Origin of the sequence: Agromyces sp. Leaf222, from assembly GCF_001421565.1 — a bacterium.
GTDB lineage: Bacteria > Actinomycetota > Actinomycetes > Actinomycetales > Microbacteriaceae > Agromyces.
In genome coordinates this window covers 2239639-2254516 of the sequence record NZ_LMKQ01000001.1, presented here as the reverse complement: position 1 = coordinate 2254516, position 14878 = coordinate 2239639, and the positions used below count along the sequence as shown (strand labels likewise).

Annotated in this window: 11 protein-coding genes; 6 read left to right on the top strand and 5 right to left on the bottom strand. The window is 69.9% G+C overall.

All coding sequences use genetic code 11. The annotated features are described in order from the left end of the window. Positions 1–37 precede the first annotated feature (37 nt). Together lpdA and ASE68_RS09995 are read right to left on the bottom strand one after the other, a co-directional pair. Positions 38–1411, bottom strand: a complete 1374-nt coding sequence (lpdA, locus tag ASE68_RS10000; protein WP_055857920.1) for a dihydrolipoyl dehydrogenase — start codon at positions 1409–1411, stop codon at positions 38–40. Positions 1412–1510: 99 nt separating this feature from the next. After that, positions 1511–3013 carry a leucyl aminopeptidase gene (locus ASE68_RS09995; RefSeq protein WP_055857918.1) on the bottom strand — a complete coding sequence of 501 codons (1503 nt, stop codon included), beginning with the start codon at positions 3011–3013 and terminating at the stop codon, positions 1511–1513. Positions 3014–3101: 88 nt separating this feature from the next. On the opposite strand from ASE68_RS09995, the gene ASE68_RS09990 reads away from it, so the two are divergent. The 4 genes from ASE68_RS09990 (at position 3102) to ASE68_RS09975 (ending at position 7722) form a co-directional block, all read left to right on the top strand. Further along, positions 3102–4028 (top strand): proteasome assembly chaperone family protein, encoded by a 927-nt coding sequence (locus ASE68_RS09990; protein ID WP_055857916.1) that lies wholly within the window; start codon positions 3102–3104, stop codon positions 4026–4028. Between the two features lie 355 nt (positions 4029–4383). Beyond that, on the top strand, positions 4384–5685 hold the full coding sequence (locus ASE68_RS09985; RefSeq protein ID WP_055857914.1) for an RNA polymerase sigma factor: 1302 nt from the start codon (positions 4384–4386) through the stop codon (positions 5683–5685). A 7-nt stretch (positions 5686–5692) separates the two neighbouring features. Next, entirely contained in the window at positions 5693–6964 is a 1272-nt protein-coding gene (locus ASE68_RS09980) for a Mur ligase family protein (RefSeq protein WP_055857910.1), read from the top strand. Beyond that, positions 6961–7722, top strand: coding sequence for a type 1 glutamine amidotransferase (locus ASE68_RS09975; RefSeq protein ID WP_055857908.1), 762 nt, complete (start codon positions 6961–6963; stop codon positions 7720–7722). The genes ASE68_RS09980 and ASE68_RS09975 overlap by 4 nt, the downstream gene beginning before the upstream one ends. Before the next feature lie 149 nt (positions 7723–7871). On the opposite strand, the gene ASE68_RS09970 is transcribed toward ASE68_RS09975, so the two are convergent. Then, a complete protein-coding gene (locus ASE68_RS09970) occupies positions 7872–8102 on the bottom strand; it encodes a hypothetical protein (protein ID WP_055857906.1) in 231 nt (76 codons plus the stop codon). Between the two features lie 145 nt (positions 8103–8247). On the opposite strand from ASE68_RS09970, the gene ASE68_RS09965 reads away from it, so the two are divergent. Beyond that, positions 8248–10326 carry a type IIA DNA topoisomerase subunit B gene (locus ASE68_RS09965; protein ID WP_055857904.1) on the top strand — a complete coding sequence of 693 codons (2079 nt, stop codon included), beginning with the start codon at positions 8248–8250 and terminating at the stop codon, positions 10324–10326. A gap of 93 nt (positions 10327–10419) precedes the next feature. Here ASE68_RS09965 and ASE68_RS09960 read toward each other — a convergent pair whose 3' ends face one another. Continuing rightward, positions 10420–12894 carry a DNA topoisomerase (ATP-hydrolyzing) subunit A gene (locus ASE68_RS09960; protein WP_055857902.1) on the bottom strand — a complete coding sequence of 825 codons (2475 nt, stop codon included), beginning with the start codon at positions 12892–12894 and terminating at the stop codon, positions 10420–10422. A gap of 78 nt (positions 12895–12972) precedes the next feature. Between ASE68_RS09960 and ASE68_RS09955 the strand changes: the two genes are divergently transcribed. After that, a complete protein-coding gene (locus ASE68_RS09955) occupies positions 12973–14121 on the top strand; it encodes an alkaline phosphatase family protein (RefSeq protein WP_055857899.1) in 1149 nt (382 codons plus the stop codon). Between the two features lie 152 nt (positions 14122–14273). On the opposite strand, the gene ASE68_RS09950 is transcribed toward ASE68_RS09955, so the two are convergent. Further along, positions 14274–14858, bottom strand: a complete 585-nt coding sequence (locus tag ASE68_RS09950) for a DUF3043 domain-containing protein (RefSeq protein ID WP_082462157.1) — start codon at positions 14856–14858, stop codon at positions 14274–14276. Positions 14859–14878 lie beyond the last annotated feature (20 nt).

Sequence of the window (14878 nt, the reverse complement as noted above, 5' to 3'; positions counted from 1 at the left end):
TTCTAGCTTATTGCAGTCGTATTGGGGTGATACAGGATCAGAGGGCGTGCAGCGGCTTGCCTGCGAGCTTCAGGAACGCCTCGCCGAGCGCCTCGTTCTGCGTGGGGTGCGCGTGGATGAACGGGGCGATGTCCTCGGGGTAGGCCTCCCAGTTCACCGCGAGCTGGGCCTCGCCGATGAGTTCGCCGACGCGGCCGCCGATCATGTGCACGCCGACGATGGGGCCGTCGTTGACGCGGACGACCTTGATCGAGCCGCTCGTCTCGAGGATGTGGCTCTTGCCGTTGCCGGCGAGGTTGTACTCGTAGGAGGAGACCTGGTCGGCGCCGAACTTCTCGCCGGCCTTCGCCTCGGTGTAGCCGATCGAGGCGATCTCGGGCTCGCAGTACGTGACCTTCGGGATGTTGACGTCTTCGATGATGATCGGGTTGAGGCCCGCGATCTCCTCGGCGACGAAGATGCCCTGCTGGAAGCCGCGGTGCGCGAGCTGGAGCCCGGGGACGATGTCGCCGACGGCGTAGACGCCGGGCACGTTCGTCGCGAGGCGCTCGTCGGTGAGCACGAAGCCGCGGTCCATGGCGACGCCGACCTCCTCGTAGCCGAGGCCGGCGGTGACGGGGCCGCGGCCGACGGCGACGAGCAGGAGCTCGGCCTCGACGGTCTCGCCGTTCTCGAGCGTCACGACGACGCCGTTCTCGTGCTGGGTCACCGACTGGAAGCGCACGCCGATCTTGTAGTCGATGCCGCGCTTGCGGAACGCGCGCTCGAGCTGCTTTGAGATCGACTCCTCCTCGTTCGGCACGAGGTGGGGGAGTGCTTCGATGATGGTGACCTCTGCGCCGAACGACTTCCAGACGCTGGCGAACTCGACGCCGATCACGCCGCCGCCGAGGATCGCGACCTTGCCAGGCACGAAGTCGAGCTCGAGCGCCTGCTCGCTCGTGATGACGCGGCCGCCGATCTCGAGGCCGGGCAGCGAGCGCGAGTAGGAGCCGGTCGCGAGGATCACGTTCTTGCCGACGATGCGCTGGTCGCCGACCTGCACCGCGTTCGGCGCGACCAGGCGGCCCTCGCCCTCGATGACGGTGATGCCGCGGGCCTTGACCAGGCCCTGCAGGCCCTTGAACTTGCTGGAGACGATGCCCTCGCGGTACGCGGTGACCCCGGCGACGTCGATGCCCTCGAACGTCGTGCGCACGCCGAACCGGGCGGCATCGCGAGCGTGCTCGGCGATCTCGGCCGCGTGCAGCAGCGCCTTGGTGGGAATGCAGCCACGGTGAAGACACGTGCCGCCGAGCTTGTCCTTCTCGATGAGGCCGACGGTGAAGCCGAGCTGGACGGCCCGCAGAGCTGCTGCGTACCCTCCGCTGCCGCCACCGAGGATGACAATGTCAAAGTTCTGCTCGGACAACCGGAATCTCCCTTGCGCACCTGTAACTGCGACACGGACTGCCCCGGATGCGTGACCGGCGGCAGAGTGAAGGGCGAAGATCTCGCCCATACGACCTTACTACCCGGCGGAGAGGTCCTCGCCCAGCGCGATGAGCGTTCGCACGCCGATCGCGGTGCCGCCGGATCCGGTGTGCCCCCATGCGCCGGCCTGGTTGAACGATGGGCCCGCGATGTCGAGGTGGGCCCACGGGATGCGTTCGCCGGAGTCCTCGCGTCGGCCGACGAACTCCCGCAGGAACACGCCGGCCACCAGCATGCCGGGGATGGTGGTGCCGAGCCGGGTGTTCGCGAGGTCGGCGACATCCGACTTCAGGTTGGCCTTGAGGTAGCCGGGCAGCGGCATCGGCCAGAACGCCTCGTCGACCGAGTCGGCGGAGGCGCGGACGCGACCGACGAGCGAGTCGTCGCCCATGAGGCCGCCCATGCGGTGGCCGAGTGCGACGACCTGCGCGCCGGTGAGGGTCGCGACGTCGACGATCGCATCGGGCTGCTCCTCGCTCGCGGCGACGAGGCCGTCGGCGAGCACGAGGCGGCCCTCGGCATCCGTGTTCAGCACCTCGACGGTCTTGCCGCCGCGGATGCGCAGCACGTCGTTGGGGCGGATCGCGGTGCCCGATGGCATGTTCTCGGCGAGGCAGAGCCACCCGGTGACCCGGATCGGCGCCTCGAGCGCGGCGAGCGCGAGGATCGCCGAGAGCACCGTCGCGGCGCCGGCCATGTCGGACTTCATGCCGACCATCGAGCCGCCCGGCTTGAGCGAGAGCCCGCCGGAGTCGAACGTGATGCCCTTGCCGACGAGCGCCAGGTGGTGGCTCGCAGTCGTTGGAGCGTACTCGAGGCGGACGAGCCGCGGCCCACGCGACGAGCCCTGCCCGACGCCGAGGATGCCTCCGAACCCGTCGGATTCGAGGGCTTCCTCGTCCCACACGGTCGAGGTCACCCCGAGCACGTCGGCGGTGTCGACGGCGATCTCGGCGAGTCGGGCGGGGGACAGGTCGGCGGGCGCCGCGTTCACGAGGTCCTTCGTGCGGTGCACCGCGTCCGCGATGATGCGCACGCGCTCGACGCGAACCCGATCTGCGGATGCCGGTGCGTGCACGGTGACGACCGCGACGGGCGTCTTCGGCTCCGAGCGGTACGTCGTGTAGAGGTACGCGCCGAGTGCGGCTCCCTCGAGCATCGCCTCGGCGGGGGAGCCCTCGGAGGCGGCGTCGGGCTCCTGGCCGTCGAGGGCGTCCGGAACGGCGACGGCGACGTGCGAGACGCCGGTGAGCTGGCGCAACGCGCTGCCGACGGCGAGACGCAGGCTCGCGGCATCCGCTCGCTCTCCGACCCCGGCGACCGCGACGACGGCCGGGCCGTCGCCCGAGGAGGGGATGCGCACGAGCTCGTCCGCCGCGCCGGACACGCCGAGCCCCGCGAGCAACGGGGCGACCCAGGCGTACCCGTCGACGTCGAGCAGCCTTGGGCCGTCGGGCGTGCTGACCGCCGTGAGCAGCACGACGTCGGCCTCGGAGGCGGTGGGCGGGAGTTCGCTGGTGCGCAGTTCGGGGACGCTCATGGTGGGAATCGTACGTGTTCGCTCTGAGCATCGACGGGGCGTCGCCGATCGGGGGCCGGTGCCAAGATGCGCTCAGTAGGCTTGAGGCATGCGCGATCCACGTTCCCTCTACGAGCTGAGCCCCGGTGTCGAGGTGCCCGCCGGGCTGCCGCTCGTCGCCGGACTCACCGGCTTCGCCGATGCCGGCGCCGCCGTCGCGCAGACCATGGAGTTCCTGCTCTCGACGCTCGACAACGTCGAGGTCGCGCAGTTCGACGCCGACGAGCTGCTCGACTACCGCGCGCGTCGCCCCATCATCCTCTTCGAAGAGGACCACATCACCGAGTACCGCCCGCCGCGCCTCCTGCTCTCGCTCGCCCGCGATGAGATCGGGCAGCAGTTCCTGCTCCTCAGCGGCTACGAGCCCGACTTCCAGTGGGAGCGGTTCGGAGCCGCGGTGCTGCAGCTCATCGAGCGCTTCCAGGTCTCCTCGCTCACGTGGATCAACGCGATCCCGATGCCCGTGCCGCACACGCGGCCCATCAGCATGACGGTCAGCGGCAATCGACCGGAGTTCGTCGAGGCGATGTCCGTCTGGCGGCCGACCACCGAGGCTCCCGCGAACGCGCTCCACCTCGTGGAGTACCGCTTGCAGGAGCTCGACCACCCGGTCGCCGCCTTCGTGCTGCTCATTCCCCACTACCTGGGCGACACCGAGTACCCGGCGGCCGCGGTCGCCGCGATCGAGGCGGTCTCGGCCGCGACCGGCCGGATCCTCCCGACCGACAGCCTCCGCGAGGCCAACCGCGAGTTCGTCTCCCGCATCGACGAGCAGGTGGCCGGCAACGGCGAGCTCGCGAAGCTCGTCGGCACGCTCGAGGAGCGTCACGACACCTACATGCAGGAGACCTCCTTCCGCTCGCCGCTCACCGACGAGGAGGGAGAGCTGCCGTCGGCCGACGAGATCGCGGCCGAGCTCGAGAAGTTCCTCGCGGTGCGCCGCAGGCACGACGACGAGTCGCCGCTCGGCGGGTGAGGCCGTCCGTCCCTCGCTGAACCGTCTTCCGCGACGCGAGGTGACGCGACGCGACTCGGGTCGCACCGGCTCCGGGGTGAGCGAACCTCGGGAATGCGGATGCCTCGACCGGCGTTGTGTTGAGGGAACGGACGTGTGTCCTCGAGGCGCGGGCGAGACGCGCTGCCCGCGTGGACGAGACGTGCAGTCTGCGGCTGTATAATGGTGAAAGGACCCGTTCTGGTCCGCGGGCACGATCGCGTGCCGGAGTCGCGGACTTGACATGGGTCCTCATAGTGTCCGAAAACGATCGGACCCACCACGACCCGCGACCCTCACTGGGCATGCGCCGTGCGATGTAGGAGAGGTTCAACCAATGGCAACGACGAAGGCTGCGACGTCGGCGAAGGACGAGGCCGAGAAGCCCGCCGCTCGCGCGACGGCTGCGAAGTCGACCACGGCCAAGGCAGGCGCGAAGACCGCGACTGCGAGCAAGACGCCGCGAAAGACCACCGCCAAGGCGGGAACGAAGGCCCGTGGCGCCGCCAAGGCCGGCGCCGATGACGACGGCGAAGAGAACGAAGAGGTCGAGGTCGACGTCGTCGAGGTCCCCGAAGGTGCAGAGGGCACCGACGCCGCGGCATCCGACGAAGACGAAGACGAGAAGCCCGTGGTCGTCGAGCCGCACCCCACCGGTGCGCTCGTGCTGCGCGCCGTCGACGACGAAGACGAGGTCCCGGTCTACTCGAGCGCCATCACCGGTGCGACGGCCGACCCCGTCAAGGACTACCTGAAGCAGATCGGAAAGGTCGCGCTGCTGAACGCGGCCGAAGAGGTCGAGCTCGCGATGCGCATCGAGGCGGGCCTGTTCGCCGAAGAGAAGCTCTCGCACATGACCGATGCCGAGAAGCGCTCGCAGCTCGGTCGCGAGCTGCAGTGGGTCGCGAAGGACGGCCAGCGCGCGAAGAGCCACCTGCTCGGCGCCAACCTCCGCCTCGTGGTCTCGCTGGCCAAGCGCTACACGGGTCGCGGCATGCAGTTCCTCGACCTGATCCAGGAGGGCAACCTCGGCCTCATCCGTGCGGTCGAGAAGTTCGACTACACCAAGGGCTTCAAGTTCTCGACCTACGCGACCTGGTGGATCCGTCAGGCCATCACGCGCGCCATGGCCGACCAGGCCCGCACCATCCGCATCCCGGTGCACATGGTCGAGGTCATCAACAAGCTCGCCCGCGTGCAGCGGCAGATGCTGCAGGACCTCGGTCGCGAACCCACGCCCGAGGAGCTGAGCCGCGAGCTCGACATGACCCCGGAGAAGGTCATCGAGGTGCAGAAGTACGGCCGCGAGCCCATCTCGCTGCACACGCCGCTCGGTGAAGACGGCGACAGCGAGTTCGGTGACCTCATCGAGGACACCGAGGCGGTCGTTCCGGCCGACGCGGTGGGCTTCACGATGCTGCAGAAGCAGCTCGAGTCGCTCCTCGACTCGCTGAGCGAGCGCGAGGCCGGCGTGATCCGCATGCGCTTCGGCCTCGGCGACGGCATGCCGAAGACGCTCGACCAGATCGGCGACACGTTCGGCGTCACGCGCGAGCGCATCCGCCAGATCGAGTCCAAGACGATGGCGAAGCTCCGCCACCCGTCGCGGTCGCAGTCGCTGCGCGACTACCTCGAGTAGGCCGGCGGTGCCAGCTGGAACCCTGCGCTACGCGCCGGCGATCCTGGCCGGCAGGCTCACCCGATTCGCCGCCCGGCTGCGCAAGCCCGGCGGCGGATCGGCTGTTCCCGGCCTCGTCGTCAACCGCCTCGCTCCGAACTACCTGAAGCGCACGCTCTCTGGCTTCCCCCAAGGGCTCGTCGTGGTGTCGGGTTCGAGCGGCAAGTCGACGACCACGAAGATGCTCGTCGCGATCCTCCGCGCCCACGGCGTCGACGTGTTCACGAACCCGTCGACCGCGAACATCAGCCAGGGCCTCACCTCCGCGCTGCTCGAGCGCGCCGACTGGCGGGGCCGTGTGCCCGGCGAGATGGCCGTGCTCGAGATGGATGAAGGGCACGGCGCGCTCGTCATGCAGGGCGTGGACGCCCGCACGGTGACGCTCATGAACGTGATGGTCGACCAGGTCGACCGGTTCCACGACTCCGAGATGGTGGCCGGCATGCTCGCGCGCATCGCGGCGCGCGCACGGGAGTCCGTGGTCGTGAACGCCGACGACGCCTACCTCGAACAGCTCGCGGCCCGGGTCGGGGCGGAGGTCGCGGTGCGGCGCTTCGGGGTCTCCGAGTCGGTCGTCGCGGCATCCCCCCGCGGTCTCGGCTACGCGAAGACGGCTGAGTCGCGCCTTTCAGTCGGTGAGGGCGTGCGACTCGAGTCCGTCGACGGACGCAGCGCGCTGATCGACGACCACGGGGCGACCGTGGCCGTCACGCTTCCGGCACGCGGCACCCACTACGGCGTCGATGCGACGGCCGCGTACACGACCGCGAAGTCGGTGCTCGGCGAACGGTTCGACGCGGCGGTCGCCGCCGACGCGCTGAGCGCGATCCCGGCGGTCTTCGGGCGGGGCGAGCGCGTGAGCGTGCGTGGTCAAGAGGTCGATTTCGTGCTCGTGCAGAACACCGCGAGCTACCAGCTCAACGTCGACAGCGTCGAGCCCGGTACCTCCGACATCCTGTTCGCGATCGGATCCGACGTGCGCGACCCGTCGTACTTCTGGCCCGCCGACGCCTCATCGCTCGGACGGGTGTCGATCGTCAGCGGCTCCAAGGCGGCCGAAGCCGCGCTCATGCTCGCCTACGACGGCGTCGGCATCGACCGGGTCGAGCCCGATCTCGCGCGGGCCGTCGACGACTTCCTCGCTGCGCCCGCGCCGGCATCCGGAACGAAGACGATCATCTTCTCAGCCGACTCGATGCGGCGCACGCGCGCACACCTCGGACTCACGGGAGCGGAATGACCCTCACGATCGTCACCCTGCTGCCGTCGCTGCTGAACACGAACGGCGACGCCGAGAACGCCGCGGTGCTCGCCCGGCGCGCCGGTTGGGCCGGTCTCGACGCGCGCGTCGTCGAGGTCGAGTCGCGCGACGACCTTCCCGCGCGCGTCGACGCGATCGTGATCGGCTCCGGCACGGATGCCTCGCTCGACGCCGCCCGCACGCGGCTGCTCGAGCTGCACGACGACCTTCGGCGCTGGGGTACCGAGGGCGTGCCCATCCTCGCGGTCGGCACCGGATGGGAGCTGCTCTCCTGGGGCATCGAACTGCCCGACGGCACCGGCATCGAAGGCCTCGGCATCCTGCCGGGGCGCGCCGTGCCCGACGTCGGCGGCCGCATCATCGGCGACCTGGTGGTCGCCGAGCGCGGCTCGCGAGAACTGCTCGTCGGCTTCGAGAACCATGCGCGCGCCTACGTCGGCGCCGAGGGCTCGCCGCTCGGGCGAGTCCGCTCCGGCGCAGGCAATGCGAAGGGCTCCGGTCAGGAGGGCGTCGTCATGGGCGAGGTCATCGGCACGCACCTGCACGGCCCGGTGCTGGCCAAGAACCCGGCCCTCGCCGACCGCATCCTCACGACCATGGCCGCGCGCGCCGGACTCGGCTACGAGCCGGGGGAGAAGACGCGCGTCGTTGACGCCTACGCGGAGTCCGCGCGCCGCGCACATCTCACGGCCGCCGGCGTCGAGGTGGAACCCGCAGCGTCCGACGCGCGGGACTGAACCCGATAGGGCCGGCAGGATCGCGCCGGACCGTCACGACTCGCTCTCGGGCGCCGATCGCGGCGGCGGCAGGCGCGAGGAGCACCCGGCAACGAAGGACGCCCCGGGATTTCCTCCCGGGGCGTCCTTCATTCGTCTGCTGCGCGGCCCTAGGGGCGGTCGTTGAGGCGCGACGACTCGTCGTGCCAGCTGTGCGCGATCTGCGAGAGCTTCTCCTGGTGCTTGCGCCCGTGGTGAGCGCAGAACAGCAGTTCTCCGTTGCCCACGACGACACGAATGTAGGCCTGCGCTCCGCAGGCGTCGCAGCGGTCGAGAGCGGTGAGCTCGTACGGGGTCTCGAGTTCATCGACCGCACCGTTGGTTTCGGTGTGCTGCGTCATGGCTCCTCCTCCTGGCTCACTGCGCGAAATCCGTTCCTCAATGAAAACACGAGTCGGGCGAGGTTCCTTCCGTTCTGCCGGGCATTTCGCTCACCGCGTAGCGCCTGCGCTCCGGCGTCGTCGGTGCTCAGTAGGCTTGTGCGACGTGAGCTCCGACTATTCCGCCCGCCATCTCTCCGTGCTCGAAGGCCTCGAGGCCGTTCGCAAGCGACCCGGCATGTACATCGGTTCGACCGACTCCCGAGGGCTCATGCACTGCCTCTGGGAGATCATCGACAACTCGGTCGACGAGGCGCTCGCCGGGCACGGCAGCGACATCGGCGTACGGCTGCATCCCGACGGCAGCGTCGAGGTGCGCGACCGCGCGCGCGGCATCCCCGTCGACATCGAGCCGAAGACCGGCCTCTCCGGCGTCGAGGTCGTCTTCACCAAGCTGCACGCGGGCGGCAAGTTCGGATCCGGCTCGTACGCGGCATCCGGTGGCCTGCACGGCGTCGGCGCCTCCGTCGTGAACGCGCTGTCGGAGCGTCTCGACGTCGAGGTCGACCGCGACGGCAAGACGTGGGCGATGTCGTTCCACCGCGGGGAGCCCGGCATCTTCGCCGATTCGGGTGAGCCCTCGCCCGACGCGCCGTTCACCCCGTTCGAGGACCGCAGCGAGCTGCGCGTCGTCGGCAAGGTCGCCAAGGGCGTCACCGGCACGCGCATCCGGTACTGGGCCGATCGGCAGATCTTCACCAAGGGCGCAGAGTTCCAGTCCGAGGAGCTGCTCGGGCGCGCCCGCCAGACTGCATTCCTCGTGCCCGGCCTCGCGATCGACGTGACCGATGACCGCGGCGAGACCCCGCACACCATGTCGTTCCAGTTCGAGGGGGGCATCTCCGAGTTCGTCGAGCACCTCGCCGTCGACTCGGCCCTCACCGATGTGTGGCGCCTGACCGGGGTCGGCTCCTTCACCGAGACGGTGCCGGTGCTCACCGAGGGCGGGGCGATGGTCCCGACCGAGCTGAAGCGCGAATGCGTGGTCGACATCGCGCTTCGGTGGGGCACCGGGTACGACACGGTCGTCAAGTCGTTCGTCAACATCATCGCCACGCCCAAGGGCGGCACGCATCAGACCGGCTTCGACCAGGGGCTGCTGAAGTTCCTGCGCCAGCAGGTCGAGCAGAACGCGCGCCGACTCAAGGCCGGCAACGACAAGCTCGAGAAGGACGACGTGCTCGCGGGACTGACCGCGGTCATCACCGTGCGCCTTCCCGAACCGCAGTTCGAGGGCCAGACGAAAGAGGTGCTCGGCACCCCCGCCGTGCGCGCGATCGTGACGAACGTGCTCACGAAGGAGCTCGGCCTCCGCTTCTCGTCGACCAAGCGCGATGACAAGGCGCAGTCCTCGCTGCTGCTCGACAAGGTCGTCGCCGAGATGAAGTCCCGCATCTCGGCGCGCACGCACAAGGAGACGCAGCGACGCAAGAACGCCCTCGAGTCGTCGTCGCTGCCGGCGAAGCTCGTCGACTGCCGGTCGACGGATGTCGCGCACAGCGAGCTGTTCATCGTCGAGGGCGACTCCGCGCTCGGCACGGCCAAGCTCGCACGCGACAGCGAGCACCAGGCGCTGCTGCCGATCCGCGGCAAGATCCTCAACGTGCAGAAGGCGAGCGTGGCTGACATGCTCGGCAACGCCGAGTGCGCGTCGATCATCCAGGTCATCGGGGCCGGCTCGGGGCGGAGCTTCGACATCGCGACGGCACGGTACGGCAAGGTCATCATCATGAGCGACGCCGACGTCGACGGCGCCCACATCCGCACCCTGCTGCTCACGCTCTTCTTCCGTTACATGCGGCCGATGATCGAAGAGGGGCGGGTCTTCGCCGCCGTGCCACCGCTGCATCGTGTCGTCGTGATGAACCCGGGCTCGAAGCCGAACGAGACGATCTACACGTACTCCGAGGCCGAGCTCACGGGCGTGCTCGCCGGGCTGAAGAAGCAGGGCCGGCGGTATCAAGACCCGATCCAGCGCTACAAGGGCCTCGGCGAGATGGATGCCGACCAGCTCGCGACCACCACGATGGATCGTCGCCACCGCACGCTGCGCCGGGTCGGCCTCGGCGACGCCGAAGCCGCCGGCCGCGTGTTCGAGCTGCTCATGGGCAACGAGGTCGCCCCGCGCAAGGAGTTCATCGTCGAGAGCGCCGACGCGCTCGAACGCGATCGCATCGACGCCTGAGCCCGGTCGGGGTTCGCCCCGACGAACGGAGATGAGCAACGCGGCGGCCCGACTCGGGCCGCCGCGTTCTCGCGTTCGTCGTCGGAGCGGTCGCTATGCGATGCGCGTGCCGACCGAGGCGACGTGCGCCTCGAGCGGCTGGCCGGAGGCGTCGCGCTTCGCGCCGGGGTCGGGCAGCTGACGCGCGGCTCCGTCGGCGGCGACCGCAAGCGCGGGCGAGGGACCGACCCAGGCGAGGTGCAGCGCATCTTCGCCCTTGAGGAACCGCTGGGCGCGCACGCCGCCCGTGGCGCGGCCCTTGCCGGGGAACTCGGCGAACTCGCTCATCTTGGCGCTGCCCGTGTCGACGCCGAGCAGGGTCTCGTTGCTGGCCGCGATCGTGACGACGACGGTCGAGTCGAGCTGATCGGCGGGCAGGCTCGTGAAGTGGATCGCATGGGCGCCCGCGCTGAGCTTCATGCCGGCCATTCCACCGGCGGGGCATCCCTGCGGGCGAACGGTCGCCGCCGGGAAGTGCAGCAGTTGCGCGTCGGAGGCGACGAACACGAGTTCGTCGCCCTCGTCGCCCTGCACCGCGCCGACGACCTCGTCGCCGGCCCTGAGGCCGATGACCTCGAACTCGGGCTTGTTGGGGTAGGCGCCGGTCGAGACGCGCTTGACGATGCCCTGCTTCGTGCCGAGCGCGATCGAGCGCTGCGAGGTGAGCGAGACGAGCGCGAGCACCTTCTCATCGCGGTTGGGGAGCGAGAGGTAGTCGCCGATCCTCACGCCGGCACCGAGCTGCACCGAGGTGGGCGGCAGCATCGGCACGTCGACGGGCGTGAAGCGGATGAGCCGACCGAGGTTCGTGACGGCGCCGATCTCGGAACGGGTCGAGGTCTCGAGCGTCGAGAGGATCGCGTCGTGCTTGCTGCGGCGGGAGGGCACGGTGATCGTCGGTGCGCCGTTCTCGGTCGCGGCGAGGTCGACGCGCGCGATGCGGCCGGTGACCGAGAGGAACACCCGGCAGGGGACGTCGGCGAGCTCGAGGATCGCTGCGGCGCGCTTCGCCGCCGCACCAGTGGCGATCGGGCGCGCATCGGTGAGGAGGGTGCGGCGCGGCGTGCCGTACTTCTCGGCGATCTCGGCGAGCTCGTCGGAGACGAGCGCCTCGATGCGGTGTCGGCTGGCCAACAGCGTCTCGAGCTCGGCGATCTCGGCGCGCAGCTTGTCGCGCTCGGCCTCGAGCTCGATGCGCGAGAACTTCGTGAGCCGGCGCAGTTGCAGCTCGAGGATGTAGTCGGTCTGCACGAGGCTGAGGTCGAAGACCTCCATGAGCCGGCTACGGGCGGCGGCCGTGTCGTCGCTCGATCGGATCACCTGGATGACCTCGTCGATGTCGAGGATCGCGATCAGCAGGCCGTCGACGAGGTGCAGGCGCTCCTGCCGGCGCGCGAGGCGGTACTGCGAGCGGCGCGTGACGACCGAGATGCGGTGTTCGACGTAGACCTGCAGCAGCTCGCGGAGTCCGAGCGTCTGCGGCCCGCCGTTCACGAGCGCGACGTTGTTGATGTTGAAGGAGTCCTCGAGCGGCGTCAGCCGGTAGAGCTGTTCGAGCACCGCATCGGGGCTGAACCCGGTCTTGATGCCGATGACCAGTCGCAGCCCGTTCGTGCGGTCGGTGAGGTCGGTGACATCCGAGATGCCGCTGATCTTCTTGGCGTTGACGCCGTCCTTGATCTTCTCGATGACCTTCTCGGGGCCGACGAGGTAGGGGAGTTCGGTGACGACCAGCCCGGTCTTGCGAGCCGTGATCGGCTCGATTCGCACCTTGGCTCGGGTCTTGAAGCTGCCGCGCCCGGTCGCGTACGCGTCGCGGATGCCGGCGAGTCCGACGATCGTGCCGCCCGAGGGCAGATCGGGCGCCGGCACGAACTCCATCAGGTCGTCGAGCGTGGCGTCGGGGTTCGCGATCAGGTGCCTGGCCGCGGCGACGACCTCGATGAGGTTGTGCGGGGCCATGTTCGTGGCCATGCCGACGGCGATGCCGCTCGCCCCGTTGACCAGCAGGTTCGGGTACGCGGCCGGGAGCACGGCCGGCTGCATGAACTGGTTATCGTAGTTCGGCACGAAGTCGACGACGTCTTCGTCGAGGCCGTCGTTCATCGCGATCGCTGCGGCGGTGAGGCGGGCCTCGGTGTAGCGGGAGGCCGCGGGGCCGTCGTCGAGCGACCCGAAGTTGCCGTGGCCGTCGACGAGCGGCACGCGAAGGGTGAACGCCTGCGCCATGCGAACGAGGGTGTCGTAGATCGCGGTGTCGCCGTGCGGGTGGTACTTGCCCATGACCTCGCCGACGACGCGGGAGGACTTGACGTGTCCGCGGTCGGGGCGCAGCCCCATCTCGTTCATGCCGAAGAGGATCCGTCGCTGCACCGGCTTGAGCCCGTCGCGAGCGTCGGGCAGGGCGCGGGAGTAGATGACGGAGTAGGCGTACTCGAGGAACGAGCCCTGCATCTCGGTGGCGACGTCGACGTCTTCGATGCGTTCGACGATCGGTTCTACAGCGGGCGGGTTCTTGGCTCGGGTCATCCGTGTTCTCTGCTGCTGGCGGCGTGGGGTGCACGCCGGGAACGAAGGGCGCGCCCTGCCTATGCGAGACTGGGCGCGATGCCTGCCATGCTACCGGTGCCCGCCGACGACGCTCCGCGCCTCACCGGAGTGATGGGCAGTTCGCTCGCCAGCCTGACGGGTGGCGAGAACGCGTTCGGGCTGCCTGCGGCATCCGGTGCCGTCGTCGTCCTGGTCGACGGACTCGGTGCGACCAACCTGCAGTCGCGCGCCGGGCACGCCCGCTTCCTCTCCGCGCGCATGGCCAAGCGCGACGTGATCCGCACGGTGCTGCCCTCGACCACGGCCGCCGCGCTGGCGAGCCTGACGACCGGTCGGCTTCCGGGCGAACACGGCCTGGTCGGCTACCGGGCCCTCGACGTGGCGAACGACCGGCTCGTGAACCAGCTCAGCGGCTGGGATGCGGCGATGGTGCCCGAGACCTGGCAGCGATCCGAGACCGTCTTCGAGCGCGCCTCCGCGCAGGGCATCGAGAGCTTCGCCATCGGCGCCGCTCGGTACGCCGACTCCGGGTTCACGAGGGCCGTGCTGCGCGGGGCGGAGTATCGCGCAGCCGCCTCGCTCGCCGACCGGTTCGCCGCGGCGCTCGAGCTGCTGCAGGGCGGCGACCGGCGGCTCGTGTACCTCTACGTGCCCGAGCTCGACCAGGCGTCGCACGCGCACGGCTGGGAGTCGGACCGCTGGCTCGGCCTGCTCGAGCAACTCGACGGCGAGGTCGCCTCATTCGAGCAGCGGATGCCGCGCACGACCGGCCTGCTCGTCACCGCCGACCACGGCGTGGTCGACGTTCCCGCCCATCGCCACGTGTTCGTCGATGCGAAGCCCGGACTCGTCGACGGCGTCCGCCACCTCGGCGGGGAGCCGCGGCTCCTCTCCGTCTACCTCGAGCCCGACCTCGGCGCGGGGGAGCGAGCCGCCGCGCTCGACCGCTGGCGTGCTGCCGAGGAGCACCGGGCGTGGGTGTTCTCGCGCGATGAGGCGATCGAGGCCGGCGTGTACGGGCCCGTCGCCGACGAGGTGCGCCCGCGCATCGGCGACATCCTCGTGGCCGCCCGCGCGGGCGTGGCCTACTACGACAGCCGGGAGGCCAACCGCCAGGCCGAGGCGATGATCGGCCAGCACGGCTCGCTCACCGACGAGGAGACGCGGGTTCCGCTCATTCGCGGCGGCGCGTTCCGGCGCGCCTGACGGTCACCGTCCGAGGGCGGCCGTGCGCGGACTCCCGCATCAGGGCGTTCGCACCATGCGCATCGGCCTTGGTGCGACATCCGTGCCCTCTGACGAGACGACGGCCGGGGCATCCGCCGCCGGCCGTCGTCTTCTGTTCGTCGTGCCGGGAGTCAGCTCGGGTACTGACCGCGCTTGACCTGCGGCTTCGGCAGGCGCAGCATGCGCAGCTGCAGGGCGCGCATCGCCGCGTACCAGCGCACCTTCTCGGCCTTGTCGCCGTAGCGCTGCCGGAGCTTGCGGGTCAGCACCGCGCCGAGGATGATCACGTCGATCACCGAGACGAGGAAGAAGGACCACAGCGCGATGATGCCGATGGCCTGCACCTCGGTGCTGGGGATGAACGTCAGGATGATGACGGCGAACATGACCGGGATGAGAATCTCGCCGATGCTGAAGCGCGCGTCGACGTAGTCGCGCACGAACTTCTTCTGCGGACCGCGGTCGCGCAGCGGAAGGTACCGCTCGTCGCCCGCTGCCATGCCGACCCGTGCACGCTCGCGTGCCTCGGTCTCCTTCGCGCGCGCCGCCTTCTTCGCTTCCTTGCGGTCGTCGGGCACGAGCGGTCGCTTGCGGGCGGCCTCCTGCTGGGCACGCGTGGGCGTGGGCGCACCCTTGCCGCTGGATTTGAGACGCGCCTGCGTCTCTTCGAGCGTCTCGGCGCTCGGCTGGTCGTTGTCAGTGGGGTTGTTGGCCACGGGGATCCCTCGAATCGGTT

Bases quoted from the DNA above. Each gene is read 5' to 3' on its own strand.
- ASE68_RS09995 (WP_055857918.1), bottom strand. From the start codon at position 3,013: ATGAGCGTCCCCGAACTGCGCACCAGCGAACTCCCGCCCACCGCCTCC.
- ASE68_RS09990 (WP_055857916.1), top strand. From the start codon at position 3,102: ATGCGCGATCCACGTTCCCTCTACGAGCTGAGCCCCGGTGTCGAGGTG.
- ASE68_RS09985 (WP_055857914.1), top strand. From the start codon at position 4,384: ATGGCAACGACGAAGGCTGCGACGTCGGCGAAGGACGAGGCCGAGAAG.
- ASE68_RS09975 (WP_055857908.1), top strand. From the start codon at position 6,961: ATGACCCTCACGATCGTCACCCTGCTGCCGTCGCTGCTGAACACGAAC.
- ASE68_RS09970 (WP_055857906.1), bottom strand. From the start codon at position 8,102: ATGACGCAGCACACCGAAACCAACGGTGCGGTCGATGAACTCGAGACC.
- ASE68_RS09960 (WP_055857902.1), bottom strand. From the start codon at position 12,894: ATGACCCGAGCCAAGAACCCGCCCGCTGTAGAACCGATCGTCGAACGC.
- ASE68_RS09955 (WP_055857899.1), top strand. From the start codon at position 12,973: ATGCCTGCCATGCTACCGGTGCCCGCCGACGACGCTCCGCGCCTCACC.